This window comes from Neorhizobium sp. LjRoot104, assembly GCF_964253725.1.
Taxonomy (GTDB): domain Bacteria; phylum Pseudomonadota; class Alphaproteobacteria; order Rhizobiales; family Rhizobiaceae; genus Neorhizobium.
In genome coordinates this window covers 3,087,306-3,111,972 of the sequence record NZ_CAXURS020000001.1, presented here as the reverse complement: position 1 = coordinate 3,111,972, position 24,667 = coordinate 3,087,306, and the positions used below count along the sequence as shown (strand labels likewise).

General features: G+C 62.8%; 26 protein-coding genes. 9 read left to right on the top strand and 17 right to left on the bottom strand.

Features of this window, described 5'->3' with window-relative positions:
- The first annotated feature begins 62 nt into the window (after window positions 1-62).
- Both ACSQ8R_RS15775 and ACSQ8R_RS15770 read left to right on the top strand, forming a co-directional pair.
- On the top strand, window positions 63-1,235 hold the full coding sequence (locus tag ACSQ8R_RS15775; RefSeq protein WP_436254249.1) for an aminotransferase: 1,173 nt from the start codon (window positions 63-65) through the stop codon (window positions 1,233-1,235).
- Window positions 1,236-1,262: 27 nt separating this feature from the next.
- Entirely contained in the window at window positions 1,263-2,537 is a 1,275-nt protein-coding gene (locus ACSQ8R_RS15770) for a DUF763 domain-containing protein (RefSeq protein ID WP_436254248.1), read from the top strand.
- Here the strand turns inward: ACSQ8R_RS15770 and ACSQ8R_RS15765 are convergent.
- The 5 genes from ACSQ8R_RS15765 to ACSQ8R_RS15745 form a co-directional block, all read right to left on the bottom strand.
- Complete coding sequence (locus tag ACSQ8R_RS15765; protein ID WP_436254247.1) at window positions 2,530-2,763, bottom strand: tautomerase family protein; 234 nt, start codon at window positions 2,761-2,763, stop codon at window positions 2,530-2,532. The genes ACSQ8R_RS15770 and ACSQ8R_RS15765 overlap by 8 nt on opposite strands.
- 141 nt (window positions 2,764-2,904) lie before the next feature.
- Window positions 2,905-4,113, bottom strand: coding sequence for a pyridoxal phosphate-dependent aminotransferase (locus ACSQ8R_RS15760; protein ID WP_436254246.1), 1,209 nt, complete (start codon window positions 4,111-4,113; stop codon window positions 2,905-2,907).
- 12 nt (window positions 4,114-4,125) lie between these two features.
- A complete protein-coding gene (locus tag ACSQ8R_RS15755) occupies window positions 4,126-4,767 on the bottom strand; it encodes a TetR family transcriptional regulator C-terminal domain-containing protein (protein WP_436254245.1) in 642 nt (213 codons plus the stop codon).
- A gap of 111 nt (window positions 4,768-4,878) precedes the next feature.
- Window positions 4,879-6,108, bottom strand: a complete 1,230-nt coding sequence (locus ACSQ8R_RS15750; RefSeq protein ID WP_436254244.1) for an MFS transporter — start codon at window positions 6,106-6,108, stop codon at window positions 4,879-4,881.
- 333 nt (window positions 6,109-6,441) lie between these two features.
- Window positions 6,442-7,803 (bottom strand): LLM class flavin-dependent oxidoreductase, encoded by a 1,362-nt coding sequence (locus ACSQ8R_RS15745; protein WP_436254243.1) that lies wholly within the window; start codon window positions 7,801-7,803, stop codon window positions 6,442-6,444.
- A 93-nt stretch (window positions 7,804-7,896) separates the two neighbouring features.
- Between ACSQ8R_RS15745 and ACSQ8R_RS15740 the strand changes: the two genes are divergently transcribed.
- The gene (locus ACSQ8R_RS15740; RefSeq protein ID WP_436254242.1) at window positions 7,897-8,460 is read left to right on the top strand and encodes a helix-turn-helix domain-containing protein; all 564 of its coding nucleotides are present in this window, start codon (window positions 7,897-7,899) and stop codon (window positions 8,458-8,460) included.
- Between the two features lie 109 nt (window positions 8,461-8,569).
- Here the strand turns inward: ACSQ8R_RS15740 and cydB are convergent, their stop codons facing one another.
- Together cydB and ACSQ8R_RS15730 are read right to left on the bottom strand one after the other, a co-directional pair.
- The gene (gene cydB / locus ACSQ8R_RS15735) at window positions 8,570-9,574 is read right to left on the bottom strand and encodes a cytochrome d ubiquinol oxidase subunit II (RefSeq protein ID WP_436254241.1); all 1,005 of its coding nucleotides are present in this window, start codon (window positions 9,572-9,574) and stop codon (window positions 8,570-8,572) included.
- Window positions 9,564-10,982 carry a cytochrome ubiquinol oxidase subunit I gene (locus ACSQ8R_RS15730; protein WP_436254240.1) on the bottom strand — a complete coding sequence of 473 codons (1,419 nt, stop codon included), beginning with the start codon at window positions 10,980-10,982 and terminating at the stop codon, window positions 9,564-9,566. Before ACSQ8R_RS15730 ends, cydB begins: the two co-directional genes overlap by 11 nt.
- A 474-nt stretch (window positions 10,983-11,456) precedes the next feature.
- Here ACSQ8R_RS15730 and ACSQ8R_RS15725 point away from each other — a divergent pair, with 474 nt between their 5' ends.
- Window positions 11,457-12,140, top strand: coding sequence for a phosphoribosyltransferase (locus ACSQ8R_RS15725; protein ID WP_436254239.1), 684 nt, complete (start codon window positions 11,457-11,459; stop codon window positions 12,138-12,140).
- A 3-nt stretch (window positions 12,141-12,143) separates the two neighbouring features.
- Here the strand turns inward: ACSQ8R_RS15725 and ACSQ8R_RS15720 are convergent, their stop codons facing one another.
- Entirely contained in the window at window positions 12,144-12,923 is a 780-nt protein-coding gene (locus ACSQ8R_RS15720) for an endonuclease/exonuclease/phosphatase family protein (RefSeq protein WP_436254238.1), read from the bottom strand.
- A gap of 65 nt (window positions 12,924-12,988) precedes the next feature.
- Here ACSQ8R_RS15720 and ACSQ8R_RS15715 point away from each other — a divergent pair, with 65 nt between their 5' ends.
- Window positions 12,989-13,930 (top strand): UPF0104 family protein, encoded by a 942-nt coding sequence (locus tag ACSQ8R_RS15715; RefSeq protein ID WP_436254237.1) that lies wholly within the window; start codon window positions 12,989-12,991, stop codon window positions 13,928-13,930.
- On the opposite strand, the gene ACSQ8R_RS15710 is transcribed toward ACSQ8R_RS15715, so the two are convergent.
- The 4 genes from ACSQ8R_RS15710 to ACSQ8R_RS15695 form a co-directional block, all read right to left on the bottom strand.
- Entirely contained in the window at window positions 13,910-15,415 is a 1,506-nt protein-coding gene (locus ACSQ8R_RS15710) for a phospholipase D-like domain-containing protein (protein ID WP_436254236.1), read from the bottom strand. The genes ACSQ8R_RS15715 and ACSQ8R_RS15710 overlap by 21 nt on opposite strands.
- A 96-nt stretch (window positions 15,416-15,511) precedes the next feature.
- Window positions 15,512-15,715 carry a hypothetical protein gene (locus ACSQ8R_RS15705; RefSeq protein WP_436254235.1) on the bottom strand — a complete coding sequence of 68 codons (204 nt, stop codon included), beginning with the start codon at window positions 15,713-15,715 and terminating at the stop codon, window positions 15,512-15,514.
- Window positions 15,716-15,750: 35 nt separating this feature from the next.
- A complete protein-coding gene (locus ACSQ8R_RS15700) occupies window positions 15,751-15,933 on the bottom strand; it encodes a hypothetical protein (protein WP_436254234.1) in 183 nt (60 codons plus the stop codon).
- A gap of 64 nt (window positions 15,934-15,997) precedes the next feature.
- Entirely contained in the window at window positions 15,998-16,192 is a 195-nt protein-coding gene (locus tag ACSQ8R_RS15695; protein WP_436254233.1) for a hypothetical protein, read from the bottom strand.
- Between the two features lie 162 nt (window positions 16,193-16,354).
- On the opposite strand from ACSQ8R_RS15695, the gene ACSQ8R_RS15690 reads away from it, so the two are divergent.
- A complete protein-coding gene (locus ACSQ8R_RS15690; RefSeq protein WP_436254232.1) occupies window positions 16,355-16,867 on the top strand; it encodes a ferritin-like domain-containing protein in 513 nt (170 codons plus the stop codon).
- 54 nt (window positions 16,868-16,921) lie between these two features.
- Here ACSQ8R_RS15690 and ACSQ8R_RS15685 read toward each other — a convergent pair whose 3' ends face one another.
- Together ACSQ8R_RS15685 and ACSQ8R_RS15680 are read right to left on the bottom strand one after the other, a co-directional pair.
- On the bottom strand, window positions 16,922-17,137 hold the full coding sequence (locus tag ACSQ8R_RS15685; RefSeq protein WP_436254231.1) for a hypothetical protein: 216 nt from the start codon (window positions 17,135-17,137) through the stop codon (window positions 16,922-16,924).
- Between the two features lie 188 nt (window positions 17,138-17,325).
- A complete protein-coding gene (locus ACSQ8R_RS15680; protein ID WP_436254230.1) occupies window positions 17,326-17,487 on the bottom strand; it encodes a hypothetical protein in 162 nt (53 codons plus the stop codon).
- Window positions 17,488-17,730: 243 nt separating this feature from the next.
- On the opposite strand from ACSQ8R_RS15680, the gene ACSQ8R_RS15675 reads away from it, so the two are divergent.
- A complete protein-coding gene (locus ACSQ8R_RS15675; RefSeq protein WP_436254229.1) occupies window positions 17,731-18,750 on the top strand; it encodes a glycosyltransferase family 4 protein in 1,020 nt (339 codons plus the stop codon).
- 22 nt (window positions 18,751-18,772) lie between these two features.
- Here the strand turns inward: ACSQ8R_RS15675 and ACSQ8R_RS15670 are convergent, their stop codons facing one another.
- Window positions 18,773-20,197 (bottom strand): lipopolysaccharide biosynthesis protein, encoded by a 1,425-nt coding sequence (locus tag ACSQ8R_RS15670; protein ID WP_436254228.1) that lies wholly within the window; start codon window positions 20,195-20,197, stop codon window positions 18,773-18,775.
- A 134-nt stretch (window positions 20,198-20,331) separates the two neighbouring features.
- On the opposite strand from ACSQ8R_RS15670, the gene ACSQ8R_RS15665 reads away from it, so the two are divergent.
- Window positions 20,332-21,519, top strand: a complete 1,188-nt coding sequence (locus tag ACSQ8R_RS15665) for a glycosyltransferase (RefSeq protein ID WP_436254227.1) — start codon at window positions 20,332-20,334, stop codon at window positions 21,517-21,519.
- Window positions 21,520-21,568: 49 nt separating this feature from the next.
- A complete protein-coding gene (locus tag ACSQ8R_RS15660; protein ID WP_436254226.1) occupies window positions 21,569-22,342 on the top strand; it encodes a polysaccharide deacetylase family protein in 774 nt (257 codons plus the stop codon).
- 6 nt (window positions 22,343-22,348) lie between these two features.
- Here the strand turns inward: ACSQ8R_RS15660 and ACSQ8R_RS15655 are convergent, their stop codons facing one another.
- Both ACSQ8R_RS15655 and ACSQ8R_RS15650 read right to left on the bottom strand, forming a co-directional pair.
- Window positions 22,349-23,146 carry a WecB/TagA/CpsF family glycosyltransferase gene (locus ACSQ8R_RS15655; RefSeq protein WP_436254225.1) on the bottom strand — a complete coding sequence of 266 codons (798 nt, stop codon included), beginning with the start codon at window positions 23,144-23,146 and terminating at the stop codon, window positions 22,349-22,351.
- A complete protein-coding gene (locus ACSQ8R_RS15650) occupies window positions 23,127-24,434 on the bottom strand; it encodes an O-antigen ligase family protein (protein WP_436254224.1) in 1,308 nt (435 codons plus the stop codon). Before ACSQ8R_RS15650 ends, ACSQ8R_RS15655 begins: the two co-directional genes overlap by 20 nt.
- Between the last annotated feature and the right edge of the window lie 233 nt (window positions 24,435-24,667).

The window sequence follows — 24,667 nt, the reverse complement described above, 5'->3', positions numbered from 1 at the left end:
AATCTGATAAACAAGAAAGGCAATCAATTGCCCCTCTCGGAAAATCCTGTTCTCGGAAAATCATGCCTGCCTTCAATCCTCTTATCGAAAAGCTCAGCCCGCCACCCGTCCCCTCCGTTGCCGCCTGGGGTCGCGCCTATGACGGATCCAGAGGTCCGCTGATCGACCTCTCTCAGGCCGTGCCCGGTTATCCGGCCCATCCGGACATGCTGCGGCTGCTCGGCGAGACCGGTTCCTCGAAAGCGTTTACCGGCTATGGGCCGATCGAGGGCGAGGCGGAACTGCGGACCGCCTATGCGGCGCATGTTTCCGAGGTTTATGGCGCGGGCATCGGCCTCAACAACATCCATATCACGTCGGGCTGCAACCAGGCCTTCGTCTGCGCGGCGATGACGGTGGCCGGGCCCGGCAATACGGTGCTGATGACCGAGCCCTTCTATTTCAACCACGAAACGACGCTGGCGATGATGGGCGTCAAGACGGCTTTCGTCGCCTGCGAGGCGGCGAACGGTTTCCTGCCAGACCTCATGGGGCTCGAAGCGGCGATCACCGGCGACGTGCGGGCGCTGGCGCTGGTCTCGCCCAACAATCCGACCGGGGCGATCTACCCGCCGTCGCTGCTCGAAGCGATCTTCAAGCTCTGCCGGGAAAAGGGCATCTGGCTGATCCTCGACGAGACCTATCGCGACTTTCTGCCTGTGGCGGGTCAGGCGCCGCATGCGCTTTTCGGCCTTGATGGCTGGGAGGACACGCTGATCAGCCTCTACAGTTTTTCGAAATCCTTCTGCATTCCCGGTCACCGGCTGGGCGCGATCACGGCAGGTCCGGTCGCGATCGAGCAGATCGCCAAGATCATGGACAATCTGCAGATCTGCGCGCCTCGCGCCGCCCAGGCGGCCGTCGCAAAGGCGCTGCCGCTTCTCGCCGACTGGCGCGAGGAAAACCGGCAGGAGATCGGCCGCCGTGCCGACGCCCTCAAGGCGGTGATGCGCGCCGTCAACGACTGGAAGCTCGACGCGATCGGCGCCTATTTCGCCTTCGTGCGGCATCCCTTCCCGGGCAGGAGTTCGGCGGAGGTGGCGGAAAAGCTGGCGAGGCAAGCCGGCATCATCTGCATTCCCGGTGCTTATTTCGGGGAACATCAGCAGGACTACCTGCGCTTCGCATTCGCCAATGCGGACGTGGCGACGATCGGGCTGCTGCAGGAACGTTTGCAGAACTTTTCCCTATCGTGACCGTCGGCGCCCGTATATAAGCGGGTGATGGTTCAAAGGGCAGGCAGCGCCGATCTTCCGCTTCACGGCGGCCGGGTTCCCCGGTGGCTTGGCGAGCGCATGACCAAGCTCGGTGCCGTGATCACCGAAGCGATCGTCATCGAATACGGTCGCGACGAGCTCTTGAGGCGGCTGGCGCATCCCTTCTGGTTCCAGTCGTTTGGCTGCGTGATGGGCATGGACTGGCATTCGTCCGGCATCACCACCAGCGTTCTCGGCGCGCTCAAGCGCGGGCTGACGCCGATGGCCGGCGAACTCGGCATCCATGTCTGCGGCGGCCGCGGAAAAAATTCGAGGCAGACGCCGGACGAACTGATCGCGATCGGCAACCGCGTCGGCATAGACGGCAGCGGCCTTGCGACGACCAGCCGGCTGGTCGCCAAGGTGGACAGCGCCGCGGTGCAGGACGGTTTCGACCTCTACCTGCACGGCTTCATCGTCACCGACGACGGCAAATGGGTGGTGGTGCAGCAGGGCATGAACGGCGACAAGCGGCAGGCGCGGCGTTACCACTGGATTTCCGAGGGGCTGAAAAGCTTCGTCGATTCCCCGCATGCGGCGATCGAAGGCAGGCAGCAGGGCGAGATCGTCAACCTTGCCGACCACCGCGCGGAAGCCTCAAGGAAAGGCCAGCTCGACCTGCTCGCGACACTCGGGCCGGACCGGATCGTCCGTGAAGTGATCGCCATAGAGCCGGCGCGCAAGACGAAGGAAACGGCGCAGCCGATGCTACCGCACCTGATTATGCCGGCGCATCACGACGTGCGCGAAGAAGACGTCAACATGAAGCGCCTGCATGGCACGCTGGCGGCCGCCGCCGATCGCGGCCCGGAGGATTTCGAGAACCTGCTGCTGATGCCGGGCGTTGGAGCGCGGACGGTCAAGGCGCTTGCGATGGTCGCCGAAGTGGTGCACGGCGCGCCCTGCCGTTTTTCCGATCCGGCGCGCTTCTCGCTCGCCCATGGCGGCAAGGATCGGCATCCCTTTCCGGTGCCGCTGAAAGTCTATGACGAAACGATCAAGGTGATGAAGTCGGCCGTCGGCAAGGCCCGGCTCGGCCGTACCGAGGAATTCGAGGCCTTGAAGCGGCTCGACGACCAGGCCCGGCAGATGGAACGGTATGTGACCGGGCCGGACTTGAAGGAGATCGTCGCGGGCGAGTTCCGCCAGTCGCACGAATGGGGCGGCCGCAGCGTGTTCGGCTGGGAGCCACCGGCTGAGGAGGAAATCGAGAACCGTCGAGGCGGATCGAAGATCACTTGAAGGGATCGTAACCGGGCATCTTGTAGATGAGGTCCGGCTGGCCCTGAATGTCGGGCACATAGACCTTGTCCGTCCAGTCGTCTTTCGGGACGTCCTGGATCGCGACGGAAATCGAGCTGTCTGCCGAACCGAGAGCGGTGATGAGCGCCTTCGTCACCTCGGCCGTCAACGCCTGCTTCTGCTCCTCGGAGCGTCCCTCGATCATTTTTACGACAACGTGGGGCATGTTGCGCTCCTTCGATGTGCAGCTTTCAAATCGGCCGGGAACGAGCATAGCCTGTCCCGCCGCCGGAGATCAATCGCCAACGCCCGGCAAGTCCGGCATGGTCGGACCATCGCTTGCCGGGAGAAAACGACCGTTAATCCCTTACGCCATCGGGGTCGTCGCGCGGTCCTTGCTGGTAGACGCGATGCGGCTCGCAAGACTGGCGATGCGCTCCATAGCGGTGGCGATCACATCTTCCGGCATGGTCAGGGAAATGCGCAGGAAGCCGGCCGCCTGGTCGCCGAAGGAGGTGCCGGGCATGACGGCGACCTTTTCCTCGCGCAGCAGTTCCCAGGCGAATTCCTCGCCGTTGAGGCCGGTGGCGGTCACGTCGAGCAGGATGAACATGCCGCCTTCCGGCGGCATCGGCTTGACGAGGTTGCTGCCGGCAAAGGCTTTTTCGACGATCTTGGCACGGCGGCGATAGTTCTCCCGCATCACATCGGCGGTGTCGAAATGCTGCGACAGCGCCATGGCGGTCATGTCGGAGATGAAGGGCTGGACGCCGAACAGCATGGTTTCGGACACCGGCAGCAGCTTTTCGCAGAACTCTTCCGGGCCGGCGGCCCAGCCGCTGCGGAAGCCGGGGGCAGCGTGAGATTTCGAGATCGACGACACGACGATGGTGCGTTCGGAAAGCGCGGGGATGTCGAAGGGCGAGGCGAAGGACGTGCCTTCGAAGATCAACTGCTCATAGACTTCGTCCGAGACAATCCAGAGGTCGTGCTTGCGGCAGACCTCGCCGATGGCGGCGATTTCCGCGGCGGTCAGTACCGCGCCGGTCGGGTTGTGCGGCGTGTTGAGGAGGAGCACGCGAGCCTCCGGCGTGATCGCCCGTTCGAGATCCTCGGCCTGCAGGTGGAATTTCTTCTCGGGGCGCAGCGGTACGGGGATCATGTGCGCGCCGGTCGAGGCGATGACGCCTTCATAGGTCGCGTAGAGCGGATCGCCGACCAGAACCCCGTCGCCGGCCTCGACGAGACCGGTCATGACGCCGTAGAGCGCGGTCTGGGTGCCGGGGAAACAGAGGAAATTGCGCTCGGTGACACCTGGCCTGCGCTTCGAATATTTCTCGACCAGTGCCTTCAGCACCGGCGGCTCGCCGCGGCCGTTGGAGTAACGGGTGCGGCCGGCATACATGGCGCGCGCCGCCTCGTCGAGCAGGGCCCTGTCGGGCTTCACATCCGGCTCGCCGATGGTGAGTTCGATGACGTCCTCGCCCGATGCCTGCATGCGGCGGGCGGTCAGGTGGAGCGCCCAGCGGCCGGAACCGAGATGGGCGAGGCGGTCGGTGATCGAGGCGTAACGCATCGGTGTTTCCTTTTATCGTTGCTCGGCCGTAAGCTCGCCGGGTTGCAGGCGCAGCAGCGCCTCCACCGAGATCAGGGCATTTTCTGCGAGTTCGTGTTCCGCAAACGTATCGGCTGCAAGCGTACCCTCCAGCCAGAGGCCGTCGACCAGCGCGTTGACCCCTATCGCATAGGTGCGGCATTGGGCAGGGCTCAGCGCTCGCTTCTCCTCGACGAAGAAGGCGGACAGCAGGGTTTCCAGCGCCTCCAGGAAAGACAGGTAGTTCTCCCGATGGATGGCGGCGAAGCTCGGGTCGATCTGGATATGGCTGATGAAGGCCGCCCAGAGCGACAGTGTGCGCGGATCGGTGACCGGCGGCGTCACATTGGCGACGATGAAGCGGCGCAGGCGCGAGCGGGCCGTCCCGCCCTCGATCGCGGCGGCAACCGCCGTCTCGGTCATGCCGGCCATCACCTTGCGGTAGGCGGCCTGCAGCATCTGGTCCTTGCCGGCGAAATAGTGACGGATCAGCCCGCCGGTGACGCCGGCGCGCGTGGCGATCTGGCGGACCGTCGCGCCCTGGATACCGGATTCGGCGATGCAGTCGAGCGTCGCGGCGATCAGGTCCTCGCGCCGCTCGGCCTCGCTTGCCCTATGGTAGGTGCGGCGGTTCACGGGGTCATCTCCTGCGGAACGGGCAGGCCGTTCTTGTCACTGCGTCAAGGCTTATTATACGCTCGAATAATTCGCGCAAGCGAATTCCTTCGTCTTCGCCTGGTCGCCCGATCAGCGCCTTCCGCCGGCGAGCCCGGTGGCGTCCGGCCGGCCGCGCAGGATCAGCATGGAGGCGGCGCCGAAGATCGGCCCGACCGCCAGGAGCACGAATGTCCAGCGCCAGCCGCCGAGCAGTTCGGCCAGATGCGGCATCAGCCAGATCATGAAAATGGTCAGCGCAAAACCCATGCCCATCTGCAGCGACAGCGCGGTGCCGATGTAGTTGCGGTCGGCAAGCTCGGTGACGGCGGCGGAGAACTGCGCCGAGTCGCCGATGATCGAAATCCCCCAGACGATCACGACAAGCGACAGCAGCCAGAACGGTCCGTCGAAGACGAAGCCGATCGTCAGCGCGCAGAGGCCGGAGACGATCATCATACCGGCGGTGGTGGCGGTGCGGCCGAAACGGTCCGAGAGCACGCCGCCGGCGAAACAGCCGAACACGCCTGAGGCGACCGCGATGAAGGTGAGCAGCGAGGCCTCGCCGCTGATCCCGCTGCCGCCCTTGTGTAGAGCTGCGGTCAGATAGGCGAGCAGCCAGGCCCACATGGCGTAGAGTTCCCACATGTGGCCGAGATAGCCGCCGTTGACGAGCAGCAGGTTGCGGTCTTTCAGCACCCGGCCGATCTGGCGCGGATCGAACAGCGCCTTTCCGAACGGGTACGGGCCCTCACGGGTGAAGAGTAGGAAAACAACGGCGCCGGCCAGCGTCGCACCGCTCGAAAACAGCACGATATAGCGCCAATCGACGGCCGACGACATGCCACGGAAGAGGTGCGGCAGCGACGATCCGGCGGTGATCGCGCCGATGACGCCGGCGAGTGCCAGGCCGCGACCGGAGATGAACCAGGTGGAGACGAGTTTCAGCGCCGGCGGATAGACGCCGGCGAGCGCAAAACCGGTGATCATGCGACAGAGAATGGCGCCGGCCGGGCCGGGTTCCAGGGCCAAGGCGGCATTGGAGAGCGCGGCGAGCAGGGCGGAGGCCGCCATCAGCCGGTTCATGCGGATGAGGTCCGGCAGGTTGAACAGGCTTGCCGCCAGCGCGCCGATCACGAAGCCGATCTGTACACCATTGGTCAGCCATGCGGCGGCGCTTTCCGACAAGGCCCAGGCGCGCTTCAGCTCCGGCGCGATGGCATTGGCCGAGAACCAGCAGGAGAAGGAGAGCACGACGGCAAGGCATAGCAGCGCCAGCATCGACCAGCGGCCTGTAGCTGGGGTCTCCGGGGTTGTCGCCATGATCTCGTCCTGCTCATTAGATGTATTTCGTTTTATGCTTGTACTCTGCGGTACACTCTCTGTCCTGCCGGGCATCTCCCCCTCACGAGGGGAGATCGGCCAGCAGCTCTCATACCCACCGTCATCCTAGGCCCTCCGTCATCCGCCGCCCTCTCGCCGTCATCCTCGGGCTTGACCCGAGGATCCAGGCCTCGGAACTGTACTCGGACCGGATCGACGCTTCCTGCACTAAAAGTGGATCCTCGGGTCAAGCCCGAGGATGACGGGAACTGAGTTTGGGGAGATGCCCGGCAGGGCAGAGGGGGTGCCGCAGAAAGCAACCCTTCCCAAAACTCACCCCGCAGCCCGATACCTCGCTCCAATATGCCGCCCCGGCAGCCGCGGCGTGCCGAACAGCTTTTCGCGGAACGCACCCTCGCGATATCCCGTTTTGTAGAGCCCGCGTTCCTGCAGGATCGGGATCACCAGTTCGATGATATCGTCAAAACACTCCGGCACGACGGTGCGCGACAGGTTGAAGCCATCGACGCCGGCCTCATCCATCCAGGCTACGAGACTGTCGGCGATCTGTTCGGCGGAGCCGATCATCGGCGCCTGGCGGCTGCCGAGCACCATCTGTTCTAGCAGCTTGCGCTTCGTCCATTGCGGCCCCGCCATGCGGGTCATCGCCTCGACATTCGAGACGATCGCCGAACTCTTGCCGGTCTCGATCGGCTCGTCGAGATCGTATTTCGCAAAATCGATGCCGAGCGATCCGGCCGCATGCACGAGCGCGCCTTCGGAACTCGCATAGGCACGATAATCCTCGAATTTTTCGCGCGCCTCCTTTTCGGTGCGGGCGGTGACGATGGTGGCGCCGACGAAGACTTTGACGTCGTCGGCGTCGCGGCCGTATTCGACCGCGCGGGCCCTGATGTCGTCGACAATGCCCTTGACGCCTTCGGTCTTCTGGCCGTTGACGAAGACGCATTCGGCATGGGTGGCGGCGAACTGCCGGCCACGGGTCGAGGAACCCGCCTGGTAGAGGACCGGCGTGCGCTGCGGCGAGGGTTCGCAGAGATGGATGGCCTCGATGCCGTATTGCTTGCCGCGATGACGGACCTTGTGGACCTTGGCCGGGTCGGCATAGACATGGTTCGCCTGGTCGAAGACGACGGCGTCGTCTTCCCAGCTTCCCTCCCACAGCCGGTACATGACCTCCATATATTCGTCGGCGAGGTCGTAGCGGTCGTCATGGGCCGCGACACCCTCCAGCCCAATCGCCTTGGCGGTGCTGTCGAGGTAACCGGTGACGATGTTCCAGCCGATCCGTCCGCCCGTCAGGTGATCGAGTGTGGACATGCGGCGGGCGAAGACGAACGGCGGCTCATGGGTCAAGTTGGCGGTGACGCCGAAGGAGAGGTGTTCGGTGACCGCGGCCATGGCCGGCACCAGCAGCAGCGGATCGTTGACCGGCACCTGCACCGCCCCTCTCAGCGCCGCCGCGTCGCTGCCGCCGAAGACGTCGTTGACGCCGAGCACGTCGGCCAGGAAGATGCCGTCGAACAGGCCCGCCTCCAGCCTCTTCGCATAGTCCGTCCAGTAGCGGAGCTGGGCATAACGGTGCGACTGGTCGCGGGGATGCGCCCACAGTCCCTGCTGGATATGGCCGACGCAGTTCATGTCGAAGGCGTTGAAACGGATTTCGCGCGTCACGATCTTCCCCTGAATTCCTTGTTGCGAACGAGCTATGTCTCTTATAGGATGTTTTTGTCTACTATAGAAGACGATCAACGAAAGGCAAGCCGCTTGCAGCAGACGGAAAACGACCCGGTCCAGGCGATCGCGGTTAGACTGAAGATCGAGCGCGAGGCGCGCGGCTGGTCGCTGGCCGAGCTTGCGGAGCGCTCGGGCGTCTCCAAGGCGATGATCAGCAAGATCGAGCGCAGCGAGGCGAGCCCGACGGCGACCGTGCTCGGCCGGCTCTCGGGCGCCTTCGGCCTGCCGCTCTCGGTGCTGCTGGCGCTTGCGGAGCGGGCGCAGGAACGGGTCGCGCTGCAGGCGGAACAGCCGGTCTGGACCGATCCGGAAACAGGTTATACGCGCCGCGCGGTCTCTCCGCCGAATTCACTCCTGGAGCTTCTGGACGTCTCGCTGCCCCCGGGCGTGCGCGTGCCCTATCCGGCATCCGCCTTCGCCTTCCAGCACCAGCAGATCTGGTTGCTTTCGGGCCGGCTCGACTTCCAGGAGGGGCCGGTGATGCACCATCTCGCCGAAGGCGATTGCCTTCTGCTCGGTCCGCCGGCCGACTGCGTCTTCTTCAATCCGGGCAGGGAAGCGGCGCGCTACGTTGTGGCGCTGACGCGGCGCTAGGCGCCGAGCCAGAATTTGATGATCAGCCCGACGGTGCCGACAGTGGCGACGCCCGCCACCCACAGGCCGACGAACCAGGCGAGCCGCTTGAAGGTTTCGCCGCCCGCCATCAGTGATAGCCTTCATGCGGATCGACCTTGCCGCGGAACACCCAGTAGGCATAGCTCGTATAGGCGAGGATCAGCGGCACCAGGATCAGCGCCCCGACCAGCAGGAAGCCGAGGCTTTCGTCGGGTGCTGCGGCATCCCAGATCGTCACGGATGTGGGCACGATATAGGGGTAGAAGCTGATGCCGATGCCGGCGTAACCGAGCACGAAAAGGCCGAGGGCTGCCAGGAACGGCCGGCTGTCGCGGTTGTTCCTGAGGCCGGTGAGCAGCAGCCAGAAGCAGCCGAGGACCAGCAGGGGCACGATGACGCTGAAGATCGCGGTCGGCCAGGAGAACCAGCGTTTCAGGTAGAGCGGTTCGAGGAATGGCGTCCAGAGGCTGAAGACGGCCATGGCGGCGAGCGTCGCGAGGGCGGCGAGATAGGAGAGGCTGCGGGCCTTGTCGCGCAGGTCGCCGGATGTCTTCATTACCAGCCAGGTAGAGCCGAGCAGCGCGTAACCGATGACGACGGCAAGGCCGGTGGCGATCGAAAACGGCGTCAGCCAGTCCCACCAGCCGCCGGAATAGGCGCGGTTTGCGACCGGGATGCCCTGCACGAGTGCGCCGAGCGCGATGCCTTGCGCCAGCGCCGCCATGAACGAGCCGCCGGCAAAGGCCCAGTTCCAGAGATATTGCGCCCGGCCGGTGCGCCAGCGATATTCGAAGGCGACGCCGCGAAAGATCAGCCCGAGCAGCATGGCGATGATCGGCGCGTAGAGCGCGGGCAGGATGGTGGCATAGGCGAGCGGAAAGACCGCCATCAATCCGCCGCCGCCGAGCACCAGCCAGGTTTCGTTGCCGTCCCAGACCGGTGCGACGCTGTTCATCATCACGTCGCGGTGGCGTTTTTCCGGAAACAGCGGAAAGAGAATCCCGACGCCGAGGTCGAAGCCGTCGAGGATGACATAGGCAAGCACCGCAAAGGCGATAACGGCCGCCCAGATGAAGGGAAGGTCAATGACCATGACGGCCTCCTGCAGGGAGCGTTGCGACATGCGGAGCCGGCGTGATGCCGGCGGTTCGGATCGGGCCTTCGCCGAGTTCGTCGCTGGGGTCGCGCGGCAGGCGGGACATCAGCCGCAGGATATAGAAGGTGCCGGCGCCGAAGACGAGGAAATAGACGATGATGAAGGCGACCAGTGACGAACCCACGGCGGCGGCCGCGATCGGCGAGACGGAGTCGGCGGTCAGCAGGTGGCCGTAGACGGTATAGGGCTGGCGGCCGACCTCGGTCGTGACCCAGCCGGCGAGCACGGCGACGAATCCCGCCGGCCCCATCACCATCGCCGCGCGGTGGAGCCATTCGGTCGTGTAAAGTCTGCCCTGCCATCGACAGTACAGGCTCCAGAGGCCAAGGCCCAGCATGGCGAAGCCGAGGCCGACCATGATGCGGAACGACCAGAACACGACCGGAACCGGCGGCTGCAATTCGCGCGGCACGGTGTCGAGGCCGGAGAGCGGCGCGTCGAGGCTGTGCTTGAGGATCAGGCTCGAAAGCCTGGGGATTTCGATCGCGTAGTCGATCCGCTGTTCCGAGTGATTGGGAATGCCGAACAGGATCAAAGGCGCGCCGTCCGGATGGCTCTGGTAATGGCCTTCCATCGCCATGACCTTGACCGGCTGGTGTTCCAGCGTGTTGAGTCCGTGCTGGTCGCCGGCAAAAATCTGGATCGGGGCGACGATCGTCAGCATCCACATCGCCATCGAGAACATGGTGCCGGCCCGCAAGGGGGCGGTGCGGCGCAGAAGATGCAGGCCGCCGACGGCGCCGACCACGAGCGCGGTGGTCAGGTAGGCGGCAAGCACCATGTGCACGAGGCGGTAGGGAAAGGACGGGTTGAAGATGACGGCCCACCAGTCGGCCGGGATGAACTGACCCTTGTCGTTCATCGCGAAACCCTGCGGCGTCTGCATCCAGGAGTTGGCGGAGAGGATCCAGGTCGCCGAGATCAGCGTGCCGACCGCGACCATCAGGGTCGCGAAGAAATGCAGGCCGGGGCCGACGCGGTTGCGGCCGAACAGCATGATGCCGAGGAAACCCGCCTCCAGGAAGAAGGCCGAAAGCACTTCGTAACCCATCAGCGGACCGATGATCGGGCCGACCTTGTCTGAGAATACGCTCCAGTTGGTGCCGAACTGGTAGGACATGACGATGCCGGAGACGACGCCCATGCCGAAGGCGAGCGCAAAAATCGTCTTCCAGAAGTCGAACAGTTCCAGGTAGACGACCTTTTTCTTCCACAGCCAAAGGCCTTCCAGCACGGCGAGATAACTCGCCAGCCCGATCGAAAACGCGGGGAAAATAATGTGGAACGAAACCGTGAAGGCGAACTGCATGCGCGCCAGAAGCGTTGCGTCGAAGGCCTCGAACATGGCGTTATCCCTTTTCTGGCAGCGGCCAAAAGCCACCCATCTCATCGGATGACAATCGGTGCGGGGCGTCAAGAGATCAATACGCGCGAATGCCGCGCGCCGCGATGCCGCGGGCCTGCGTCGTTCGCGGCTGCAAAGGAAAAAGCGCTTCCCGGTGAGGGGAAGCGCTAGTCGGGGAGGGTATTAATGACAATGCCGGCCGAGTGGAGGTCAAGCGACCGACCCGCCTTGAACCCATGACCGTGAGTTTTGTTCCACCTATCGTCTGCTTTGGCGCGGAACCTTCGGAGGGTTCCCTATTCGACACGCAGATACGGAAAGGGGAGCCGCATCATGAGCAAAGCGGTGGGACACGGAACCGAACCCCTATCCTCACGGTTGTCGGACGTCCGGCTGGTGATATCATGCAGTCGGGCTGGCATAAGAGAACCAAGTGCGGTGGCAGACGCCATCGCACCATCCTGGGAGGATGCTATGTTCGGTCTAAGCCCAACCTTTGTCGATCGCCAGGATGCCGGAAGGCAATTGGCGGAAGCCATGCAGGCGGACATGCCGCCCAATCCGATCCTGATGGCGTTGCCGCGTGGCGGCGTGCCGGTGGCCTTCGAGGTCGCCCAACGGCTCGGCCTCCCCCTCGACCTCCTCATCGTCCGCAAGATCGGCGCGCCCGGTCATCCCGAATATGGCATCGGCGCTGTCGTCGACGGGAGGGAGCCGCATGTGATCGTCGACGAGGATGCCGCCCGCCGCTTCCATGTGCCCCCCGGCTATCTTGCGGCCGAGCGTGACCACCAGCTTGCCGAAATCGAACGTCGCCACCGAATGTATTTCGGCGAGGACGAGCCGAGCGAGCATGATTACACGGGCCGGGATGTCATTCTGGTCGATGATGGTATCGCAAACGGCGTTTCGATCCGCGCAGGCATTCATGCGCTGAAAGATATGGGGGTTGCGTCGATCCGGATCGCGGTGCCGGTCGCGCCGCGTCAATTGCTGGAATCCCTGCAGGAAGAGGTGGACGACATCGTCTGCCTGTCGGCTCCGGAACGCTTGGAAGCGGTCAGCCTGCACTACGGCGACTTCAGGGAGACGACCGACCAGGACGTGGTGCGCCTTTTGAAGGAGGCTCACCGGCTCAGCCGGACGCTGAGCCATTGAGGATCAGAGTTCGACCGTTACCAGAAGCGGCAAGTGGTCGGAGGCTTTGCGGGAAAGCGGGGTCGATACGACCTGCGTCGCGATCGGGGTGACTTCGCTGGAAACGAACACATGGTCGATCCTCAGAAGCGGCAGACGGGACGGAAAGGTGGCTCGGGGCTTCACCCCGCTCAGGAGCGGCGCATCCGCCAGCTGACGCGCGACGGCCTTGTAGGTTGCGGTGAGCGGAATGGCGTTAAAATCGCCGATCAGGATTTTCGGCTTGCCCTGACAATCCGGTGCGCCCATCCATGATCCGCCGAGGATCTCGCCGATCTGGCGCATCCGATCGCCGCCCAGCAGGCCGAGATGGGTGTTGAAGACCTGCAGCCTGTGCTCGCCGACCTCGATTTCCACCCACAGGGCGCCGCGCTGTTCGCCATGCGAGGGCAGGCTCGCACCCTTGACCATTCTTGCCGGCAGGGCCGTTAGGATGGCATCGCCATACTGCTCTTCGGCGACGTTGAGCGCCGCATGGAAATGGAACTCCATCTGCAGAAGAGACGCGATCGCATGCGCCTGGTCTATCCCGCCGGTGCGGCTGCGGCCGACATCCAATTCCTGCAATCCGATGATATCCGGTTCCACGGCGGCGATGACCTCGGCCACCCGGGCGGGGTCGAGCCGGCGATCGGTACCGATGCAGCTATGCACGTTGTAGCTCAGGATTTTCAGGCGGTGCCTTGTCTTCGAGGGCTGGGGCGGGGAGGGTTCGGCCCTGGATGGCGATGTCTGATCAGTCATGGAGCGGGGAACACCTTGGTCCCGGTTTCGTTCCCATTGTTATACAGCCGTTTACGAGAGGGACCATGACCGCCAGACGCCATTTGTTCAAACTTCTGATCGGCGCCGCGATCTGCCTGGCAGTCTTCCTCGTCTATCGCAGTCTCGGTCGCTACACGCTCGACGAGATCGAGGAATCGGTCCGGTCGATCGTTGCCTTCCGGCTGGCGACCGCTTTTTTCTTCGTCATCCTTTCCTACCTCTGCCTCGGCGGCTTCGATGCGCTTGCCGTGCGATATGCCGGCAAGCCGCTTCCCTTGCGCCAGACCTCGCTCGCGTCCTTCACGGCGCTGTCGATCGGCCATAATGTCGGGCTTGCCGCGCTCAGCAGCGGCGCCGTGCGCTACCGTTTCTATACACGCTGGGGCCTGACCGGCGAGGATGTCGCCAAGGTCATCGTCTTCTGCGGAGCAACCGTATGCCTCGGTCTTGGAACGCTGGCCGGGCTGGCGCTGCTGCTCCAGCCGGGCGAGGCGGCGGACCTGCTCGGCCTCGACCGCACGGCACGGCTCGCCCTCGGTCTCGTTTGCCTGACCGGTCCTGCGGCCTATCTGCTGATCTGCGCCTTCGTACGCCGCCCCCTCGTCGTCCGCAGCTGGCGTTTCGAGCCGCCGGCGATACAGCTTGCGTTCGGCCAGATCGTCATCGGCACGCTGAATTTCGCCTGTGTCGCCGCCTCGATCCACCAGCTTCTGGCGAGCTTTACCGATGCCGGATACCTGAATGTGGCCAGCGCCTATGTCACCGCCAACATAGCCGCTCTGATCAGCCATGTGCCGGGCGGTCTCGGCGTGTTAGAGGCGACCATGCTCGGAATCCTGCCGACATCCGCTTCGATCGGAGCACTGATCGCCTTCCGCGTCCTCTATTTTTTCGTGCCGCTCGCGGTCGGCGTGCCGACGTTTCTCGTCACCGAGGCTTATTATCGTTATCGGGGCGGCAAGTACCTAGAGCAGACGGTGATGTGACAGGCGGGTGAAAAGCCGCCTGAGGCCAGCCTTGATTTCCGGGATCGGCCAGAAGGGCTGTTTCGGGTCGATGATACCCGTGCCGACCAGAGACGCCGTTTCGCCTTTCCGCGTATCGACGTCGTAGCTCCGCAGGCCGCGAGGCTTGACGTTCAGCCGATCGACGGCCGCCAGCATGGACCCGGTCTCCGCGATAATCTGCGCAACTTCCGTCGGCTGAGCGTCGAGATGTTCGGCAATCAGCTCGTCCCGGAGGGCAGTGATCGCCTGGCGGCCGGCCGGGTCGGAGGTTTCGATCGCAAGGTCCGCTTCGGTGTCCAGCCCTTCGGAGCGGTTGTTGAGATTGGAAGAGCCGACCCGCACGAACTGGTCGTCGACGATGATCAGCTTGGAATGAACGATGATCTCGTGTTCAACGGCCTTGCCATCCGCGACAACGGCAAAGAAAACCCGCAGCCGCCCATAACGATCTGCACGCTTCAGGCGACGGATCAGCCGGTTGCGGTTGTGGCCCATCATCAGCTTTTCCAGGAAGCCATGGGATTCCCGCGTGACGATCACGAGGATTTCCGGGCCATCGGCTTTTCTCAACCGTTTGGCGAGGGTACGCGCTACCCCGAAGGAGGCGAGATACTGCGTCTCGATATAGAGATGGCGTTTGGCGGCCTTCAGCGCGTCGTGAGTCAGGCGTATCGCCTCGCGGTGGCCGCGATGGCCCTTCCATTTCCACGCCTCGGTGAGCGCGAGGCCGGTGTTGCAGTCGGTCAGTGCCGGTTGCAGATCTGCCGGCCAGGGGTTTTCACCGGGCGTATCGAGCGGCGACAGGACCTCGCGGGTTGCCTTCTTCCATCGACGGCGCGCGACATCGCCGATCAGCTTTGCCGTATCGCCGGTCACGATCGTCTGTATGTCGTGGACGGGGCCGTAGGGAGTTCCGTCCGGAGCCTGGCGCAGCGGGTTGTCGATCGCGTGGCTGCGGTCGTCCCAGCGACGGGCAGTCAGGTCGATGCCGCCGAGGAAGGCGGTGCGGTCGTCGATCGCGACGATTTTCTGATGATGGCTGGCGCGCAACGGATGTTCGAAATCGAAATGCAGGAAGATGCGCGGATGGTCTTTCCAATCCATCTTGCCGAACATCCTGAGGCTCTTGCCGGAATAAACCGGCCCCATGCCCCAGACGAGGATGCGGATTTCAAGCGAGGGCTTTTCCTCGACCATCTTGCGCAGCAGTGCACCGATCGTCTCACGGTCGGGGTCGCGGGGACGAAGGACAACGTCAGGATTGAAATCCCAGCCAATGATGAAGATCGAACGCTCCGCCTGCCTCAATACCTGATCGAGCCGGCGAAAATAATCCTCGCCATCGATCAGGAAGGCCAGCCTTTCGGCCTTTGCACTACGCCAGGCATTGCGGCCGGGCCGGATGATGGGTTCGAATGAGAATCCTTTATCCCGGCTCGGGATCGATTGCGTCGTTACGTCCACCTGGCCACCTCATCATGAAATCGCAGATGAACGCGCGGCTTTTGTCCTTTGTTCCAAGGTCGTATTCTCGATTGGCCGGATGAAGTGGAAGGGACGTTATCCGATAACCGTCTGTTGAGCGGTGTTGGGTGCGATGAATCCGTTGTTGCCGTCTCCGAAGGCTTCCATTGCGACAATGAGCCCGAGGAGAATGAGCGCTGCGGCGCCCAGCAGCTTCCAGAACCCGTCCGTCGTGGGTTTCGGGCTGCTATCACCTTCGACTTGCCGGTGGTCTGCACGTGTGTGGCCATGGATGTTCATGATCGATCTACCGTCGCTTTCGCGCCGGTACCTCTTCAATTGGAGGCCAGGTTGCCGGGCGGCATATAGACTGGCGGATTGGGATTCTCGTCGGGATTGGGCAACGGTGCCTCGTCCGGCAGCCGATCCGGTTCCGGTTCGTTGATCGGCGGTTCCGGGTTCCAGATGGGCGCCGGCATAGGCGGGCGTTCACTTGGGTCGCGAGGATCGGGTATCATGGAAAACTCCCTGTTACTCATCCCACAACCGCCCCGCATGGCGATTGTTCCGCGCAATTTGACCCTAGCGGTTCGTGGAGCCGGTGCTGGTTGGGTCTGTGCCCGGAGCCGGTGCCTGCGCCCTGTCGCTTGCCGCTGGAGGCGCCGGAGCCTGTGCCGTATTATCGGACCTGCCGGTGAAATAGTAGCCGGCAGCCATCACGATGAGCACCACGACAATCCCTCCGATGATGGAATTTGCCCTCATCTCGCGTGACATGATCTTCGCCTCATGGCTCGTTAATTCGCTACTGGACAATTCGCAAACGGCGGCAATGTTCCCTGCATAAGGCAAAGAGGAACTTCGCATGCTTTCAGGGGTTGAATCCGGCTGTCTTGCTGAAACAACTGATTTGGGCAACCAATTTGCGAGGAGAAGCGAATGACCCATGCCCGAGATAATTTCCTCGCGTGGCTTCGCGCCGCGCATGCCATGGAGGAACAGGCGATCACTACGCTTTCCGCCCAATCCCGGCGGATCGAGAGCTATCCCGATCTCAAGACCCGTATCGTACGGCATCTGCGCGAGACGGAGGAACACGCCCAGGCGCTGGCGACGCTCCTCGATCATTTTTCGGCAACCGGCGGAGTGTCGGCGATCAAGGACATGGCCGCCAAACTGGCGGCCAAGGCCCAGGGCGTTGGCGGCATGTTGACCAGCGACGAGGTCGTCAAGGGAGCTATGGCAAGCTATGCCTTCGAGCACATGGAAATCGCCAGCTACCGGGTCCTGATTGCAGCGGCCGACGAACTGGATGAAACGGAAGCGAAGGCCGTCTTCGAACGCATTCTTGGCGAGGAGATCGCCATGGCCAATTGGCTGGAAGCCAATCTCGACGCCATCACCCGCGTATTCCTGATGCGTGACGAACGAGACCTGATGGCCAAGAGGTAAGCGGCGAAGCGCTGAGGAGGAGCCCAGCCGCTGCGATTGCGGCTGGCACGGATGTCAGGCTTCCAGGCGTGAGTCCGGGTCAAGATGGATGTGCAGATCTCGCGGATCGCGCACGCCCTCCTGATAGAGCTGAATGAGCTGTGTTGCGAGATTGTTTGCGGCGAGGCTGCCGCCGGCAAGTCCACGCTCGGCGCAGATCTCGTCGAACAGGCGTTGAAGAAATGCAAGTTCCGTCGGCTCGAATGTGTTGGTCAGGACTGACGCATTCATCTTTTCAGCCTCCCAAATGGTTGTGAAAGCGCTCCCTGTCTTCCAGTCGCCGGCGCCCTCCTGTCTTCAGCCGACGATGGCCAAAGACTACTACTTCTCTTCCACTTTGCAAGGGAGGAAAGCCGGGCGGTGCAGCCCCTGCAATGCTCAGGATCCCTTCTCAAGCAGTCGTGAATGTAAGTGCTTTTTCAGTCGTTAAGATGGTTCGCCTCGCGATCGTGAAACTGCTCGATCTGTATCATTTTGCTCTCCGGTCCGGGTTCCCCCGAATGCTGTGCCTTGTCGCGGTTTGACAGCACTTTGTTCTCGGGAAGGATCGCGCCCATCCGTTTTGAACCGGCTTTGGCCATGATGTCTGCCTCCTGGTTATTGTCTTTCACGCAAAAGCTGGAACCGCGCCGGAGAGTTTCTGATCGGCGAAAAATCGGATAGGAGAAATCTGAATGATCTCACTGCACAGATTTTAAGATTTCAGCCCTAGGGTCCGGGACATGAGGCACGAATTCAGCTCTGCTTTTCCAAAGGTTGCCGATACGCCAATTCCTTCGGGGACGCGGGTTCTCCAACTCGTAACCCATGACAAGATGGGTGGCGTGCGTACTCTCGTGCAGATGGTGGAGGCCGGCTTGCACGCCCGCGGTTTCGAGGTACAGACCCTGCCTCTCGACACCGGTCATGGAATGGTGCCCACGTTTCGCAATCTTGCGCGCCTCGGATGGGCCATCGTTTCCCGGAAATACGACGCGATATTCACCTATCAGGCGGCGGCCTCCGTCTTCGGCGGCTTTCTCGGCTTTCTGGGCCGGGTGCCCGTGCGCGCCGCCCATCACACCGCGGCGCCGGAGGGTATTCGCCGGCATTGGAAGGCGCTTGACTGGCTCTTCGGCTCGACGGGTATCTTCACCCATTTCGTATCGAATTCCGTCTCGACCAGCGCTTCGTTCGGCAAATGGCCCGCGGCCTATCGGCGGCGGTTCATTCTGATCCCGCACGGCGTCGATCCCATTCCGCCGGCTCGCGCAGCGGTCGACTGGCGGCAGCGTCTTTCCATTCCGCGGGATGCTCTCGTGCTGGTCGCGACCGGTCGGCTGGTGGATCAGAAGGATCACGGTGTATTGGTGGATGCGCTCCGCATGTTGCCGGACATGCACCTTATCATCGCCGGCGACGGCCCGAACCGGGAGGCGCTGGAGAACAAGGCGGGCGTTCTGGGTGTGGCGGACCGCGTCCATCTGGTTGGCTCGATCGAACGGGATGCGCTCGGCGACATCCTGACGGCCGGCAACATCTATGTATTCCCCTCGATCTGGGAAACTTTCGGTCTCGCCGGGGTGGAGGCTTCGATGGCCGGGTTGCCGGTGATCGCGTCCGACCTCCCGGTGCTGCGGGAAGTGCTTTGCATTGGCAGCGAGCGGGAGAACGCGGCCATGACGCGGTTTCATCCGGTCTGCGATGCGATCAGTCTTGCCGATGCGGTCAAGAACCTTGCTGCGAATTATCCGGATGCGCAGGTTCGCAACGATTTCGCGCGGCTGCATCGTGAGCACCACAGCCGGGAGCTCATGCTGGAGCGCTATACGAATTTCCTGCATTCCGAGAGCGGCGCCCGCTGATCCCGGTGGGACCTCGCGGCGTCTAACCGCGTCGCGGATAAAGGCGCAGAAGCAGGGAGCGGGCATCGAACAGGTTCCAGCGCAGGGCGATATAGGCGCTGACGATACCGATCAGGACGAAATTGATGGCGCTTGCAGCCGGTTCTCCCGCCAGGAGCTGGATACCCTTGCCGACGGCGGCCAGAGCTATGCCGAGAACCAGCAGCAGGCCACCGCGCGGCAGGTCGAGAGGCATGCGCAGGTTCCCGGAAGCGTAGACAAGGCAGATCAACAGCGCCGCCGCCTGCCCGAGCGTAAAGGCAATGGCGGCGCCCATTGCGGCGTATGAGGGGATCAGCAGATAGCTCAGCGTGCCGGTGACCGCCAGCATCGCGACGGAAGCGACCAGTTCCAGGTTCGTTGTCCCGCTGAAATAGATCACCTGACCGAAATAGTGGGACCGCATGACCAGAAAAGCATTGGCGACGAGCAGGATCGGCATGATCTGCGTGACGACCGGCAGATAGCTCGGAGCCAGCAGGACCGCAAAGATGACGTCGCCGAGCAGGATGAAGGACACCGTGCCGAAAATGACGATATAGGATTGGGTAATGAAGGCGCGCTTGAGGGTATTGCGTGTTTCGGCCCGGTTTCCCTCGGTATGGAGGTTCTTGGCGCTCGAAATATATCCTGCGCTGATCGCCTCAGCCAAGACCAGGAAAGTCTGCTTCATGAGGTCGAGGACGGTCCCGTAAGGCGCAACGGTGCTGGTATTGTAGAGGCCTGCCAAGAGCAGCCGGTCGATATTCATGGCGGCTGCGGAGGCGCCGAAGGCGATGGCAAGCGGCCAGCCGTAGCGCCACATCCGCCTGACGTCGCTGCCCCTGGGCCAGACGAAGCCGGATGCCCATATGGTGCGGCTGAAATGCCGGAAAACCGGCACGGAGCCCAGCGCATAACCGAGCCCCACGCCTGCCAGCAATGCGCCGGGCGTATCGAATTCGAGGACGGCGATGTAACCGAACAAAAGCGAAAAAACGGCGCGGGCGATGGTCGCGATTGCGACGAGCCGGACAAGCAGGTGGGCGCGGCTGATCTCGACGGCGACGAAATACAGGGTAAAGCAAACCACCAGCACGCTGCTGCTGACCGCAACGCCGGCAGGCAGCGTCCCCAACAGGTAGAAGAGGTATATGGCGCCGACCGCCGGCAACATGACGGCCCCCGAGACCAGCAACAGGGCACCGGCGAGCCGATCGGCTTCCTTCGGGTCGTATCGCCCGAAATGCGCGAATACGATCCACTGGACGCCCAGGCTGTAGACCATCATGCATATGGAAAACCCGACGATATACTGGCCGTATACTTCGGCGCTGGTCATGCGGGTGAAAATGGAAACCGACAGGAGATTGATGATGGCCGAGGTCGCGCGCGAGGCCAAATACACCGAGGCATGTCTATCGCTCAATTTCGTCGCCCAATGATATGCATTTGGTCAGAATTAACCGCTAACCCTCTAGGGTAGTCCGGATCGTTGCCGGAGGTGATGTAGGTCATTCCTTATCAGGAAAAAACGCAATAATCATAGGGCATGCGATGATTATGAATAGCTCTCGGATTGTTGATCCGGTCGGAGCGCGTATCTGCTTTCTCGTCCGCGGTTTTGACGGCGGCGGTGCGCAGCGCGACGCCATTCTCCTGGCAAACGAATTGCAGGCCCAGGGTTTTCCAAGCGCCATCGTCACGCTCCAGAGTTCCGGTCCCTTGCGCGGCCTTATCCGCGCCGACGTGCCTGTCGTCGATCTCGGCAATGGCCGCAAGCTGCGCCTTGCCTTTGCCCCCGCCGCATTGAGACGCCTGCTCGTTACCGGACGCCCGAAGGCGCTGGTGTCCTCCGAGGCAGCGGCGAATGTGCTGGTGGTCCTGGCCTCCCGGGGGCTTGCGCGTGAAACGCGCCCGTCGATCGTCCTGCGCGAGGTGGCAAGCCCACTGCAGGCGCGAACCGGCGATCCCTATTGGCAGAACCGGCTGGCCTACAGGCTGATCCGGCTTGCCTATCCCCGCGCCGATCTCGTGCTGACGCTGACGGCCGGCGCGCGGAACGATCTCATCGACCGTTTCGGCGTGCCGGCCGCGAAAGTCGCCAATCTCGGCACCAATGCCGTGCTGACCCCGCAGATGCGGCAGAGGATCGAGCAACTGGGCCGCGCGCCGGAACCGGGCCTCATTGTTTCGGTCGGCAGGCTCTCTCCGGAAAAGGGATACGCGACGCTGATCGAGGCGTTCGCGCAGCTCAGGCAGACGCGTGCCGCGCGGTTGACGATCGTCGGAGAAGGTGACGAGCGCGGCAACCTGGAAGCCTTGATCGAAGCCAAAGGCCTGTCGGCTGATGTCAGCCTGCCCGGACACGATCCCGACCCATTGTCGATCGTGTCGCAGGCTTCGCTTTTCGTGTCGTCATCGTCGCATGAGGGGCTGGGGAATGCGCTGATCGAGGCCATGGCCTGCGGCGTGCCTGTCGTTGCGACCGACGCACCCTACGGCCCTCGCGAAATCCTCGAAGGCGGCAGGCTTGGGCGGCTGGTGGCCGTCGGCGATGCGACTGCGTTGGCCGAGGCGATGGCCGCAACGCTCGACCAGCCGCCGGATAATGCCATCCTTCAGGCCCGCGCGGCGGAGTTCAGCGTGGAGAAATCGGCGGAGCGGTTCATCGAGCTTCTGCAAGTCGCGGGAATAGCGGGGAGTGCGGAACTTCCGGAGCCAAGGGTTGAGACAAGCGTAAGTATTTGACATTATCGTCTCAAGCTCTGGAAGATCGGATCATAGTGGGTGGGGGTAAATGGGAAAGACGAAGCTCTGGGAAATGTCCGGCTCCGAGATACTGGCGGGTGTGTCCCGCAAGATCGGGCGGCATGTCTATTTTCGCCCGCACCTGTTGAAGCTGGACGCGCCTGTCGTTGCTTTCACCTTCGACGATTTTCCTGTCTCGGTTTTCGAGAATGCGGCGCCTGCTCTTGAGGATGCCGGCATGCTCGGCACCTTCTATCTGGCGAGCGGGCTGATGCAGCGCGTCGAAAACGGCCAGTTGATCGTCGACGAGGAAATGGTCGCGGCGCTTTCGGCAAAGGGTCATGAGATCGGCGGCCACACGCATGGCCATATCAATGTCCAGAAAACGCCCCGTCACGATCTGATGGCCGATGTCAGGCGCAATGACGAGGAAATCGCCCGGATCGTCGGTTTCCAGAAGCCGGTTTCATTCGCCTATCCGTTCGGGATGATCTCGGTTCCGTCCAAGCTCGCGCTGATGAACCATTATCCGGGCCTGCGCGGCATCAAGGTCGGCACCAATTCCGGCCTCATCGATCTTGCCCATCTCAAGGCGCAGGAGCTCTACGACTGCAGCAACGACTCTGCCTCGATCGACAGGATGTTGGACGATGTCGAGCGGCGGCGCGGCTGGCTGATCTTCTATACCCATGACGTGCGCAAGGATCCGACGAATATCGGCTGCTCGCCGGCGTTCTTCTCGCACGTGGTCGATAAGGTGCGCCGTCGCGGCATCAAGGTCGAGACGGTGATTGATACGCTGAAGCGGATCGGCGTCGCCTGAAACGTCCTAGCGCCGGTCGGCCCTCAGGTCCTTGTAGACGGCCCAGAGAAAAGCCCAGGACGTGATGAAATAGCGCTTTGCCAGGCGGCGCGGTTCCGTTGCGACGCGCCAAACGAATTCCAGACCTGCCTTGCGCAGGAAGACCGGAGCCCGCGATTTGACGCCGGCGTAGAAATCGAGCCCGGCGCCGAAACCGAAGCCGTAGCAATCGGGAAGGTCCGCCCGGTGCCTGTCCATCCAGATCTCGGACTTCGGGGCGCCGATGCCGAAGAAAATATGGGTTACCCGGTTTTCCCGAAGCCGCGCCACCAATTCGCGTCCAAACGTCTCGTTCTGCTCGAAAGCCGGAGGGGCGGTGACGATGACGTGTTCGGAAAAGCCGAGGGCGCGCAGTTTTTCGTCAAGGATCGCGGCCGTGGTTTCGCTCGAGCATAAGAGCAGCGGCCGGTGAATGCCCGGCTTGAGGCGCCCGATAATCTCGGGAAACAGGTCTGCGCCGGTGATGCGACCGGGGACAGCAAGCCCGCGCAGCCGTGCATAAAGAAGGACGGGGGCTCCGTCGACGGTGGTCAGCCACGCCTTGTCATAGGCGGCCTTGAAGGCGGGGTTCCTGTTCAGCTGGACGATGTGATCGAGATTGGCGGTGACCAGCAGCCGCAGGCCTTCGCCCGCCGGTACCGGTTCGGTGACGATCGCCTCGACTATCCTGTCGGCGCCCCAGGTGGAGAACTCGATGCCGAAGACTGATGTTCGCCGCTGTTTTACGGGTGCTTGCTCGGACATTTCAGGCGTACGCTGGTCCATAGGCGGGCTCTGCCTTCCTGGAGGCTCTGATGCGGTAGCGTGCCTGGTAGCCAAGGCCGAACATGGCGACCATCATCGTGAACCAGATCGGCCCCGACCGGGCGAGGAAGATGCTTTCCAGGCAGGCGAGGAAGATCGAGAAAAGCCAGATCCTCAGAAAAAGCCGGGTGAGCGGGGTGAAATTTCTTGCGGCGTCGATCGCCGCCAGATTTTTAAGGGGAGTAGCCAAGACCCATATCACCATCAATATCAATCCCGGTATGCCGGCGTTCATGGCGGCATCGACATAGGCATTGTGGGCATCCACCGCGCGCACGGCCCAGTTCAAGGTGCGCATGTCGCTGTTGACGAGGCTTTCCGCGCCCCAGAAAGAGCCGAAGCCATAACCGGTGATCGGGCTCTGTGCAATAGCGTCGAGCGCCAGCCGCCAGATGTCGGCGCGTGCCGTATAGGTGGTGTCGATCCCGGTTGCCGCGACGATCTCCCGCAGCGGCGCAATTGTCGAGACGCCGACGGTCGCCAGGTTGAGCAGGCCGACCCCGCCGAACACGACGGGAATGCGGATCCAGCGCCAGCGCTCGAAGAAAATGCTGAGGAGGAAGATGCCGGGCAGCATCGCGGTCGAGGTCTTGGCGCCGGTTTTCAGCAGGAACAGGCAGCTCGCTGCTATGACCAGCAGTCCGATGATCCGGGACCAGGCCGACATCAGATAGATGCCAACGAAGCAGGAGAGCGCCATGACGACGCCGGTCTCGTTCTTCTGGACGTAGATTCCCTTCCAGAGCCCCGCATGCTGAGGCTCGAGAAAGTCGGTCAGCTGATGGACGGCAAGCCTTGGAAGAAAGAGCACGCCGAAATAACAAAGGCCGACGATCAGCATCACGCCGCCGCCGGCAAGCCTTGCAAACTGGCTCTCGCCTTTCGGCAGCATCAGGAATGCACTCGCGCTTATACAGACGGTGAGGGCAATCAACACGCGCCTGACGGAGCCGAGCGGATCGACCGAAAGTGCCGCGGTCACGAACAGCCAGCCGAATACGAGTGTAAGCAGCAGGCGGGGCTGGAAGATGACGCTTCGCACCCTCGGGGTCATGGAATAGACAAGCACGATCAGGAAGAGCACATAGGCGAGCAGCTGGCTCCAGAGAGCAGGCTTTGCCAGGGCAGGGTTGAGGCTGGTATCGACGAAAGGCGTCAGGGTGATCCAATAGAAGCACCCGACGCAGCAAAACAGCAGCTTGGTGCCGAAATTCCCAGAAGACGCAACTTCGTCCGTGTCTCTCGTCATCCGCCCGCCGCCGCGTCCTTCTCGGCGCGAATCGTAACAGAAACCGCCGAATCTCGCCAGCATCCATATCCCGACAGCCGCTTCTGCGAAGCTCGTCGGGAGCGGCAGATCCCGGCCCGTTCATCATAACCTCATAAATTCGGCCGATTTGCTTGACCTTCACGACGTCGGACCAGAACCTGCGCTCCTCCTGCAATCCTTGGCAGGCTTGCGGGCACCAGTGGAGATTTCGA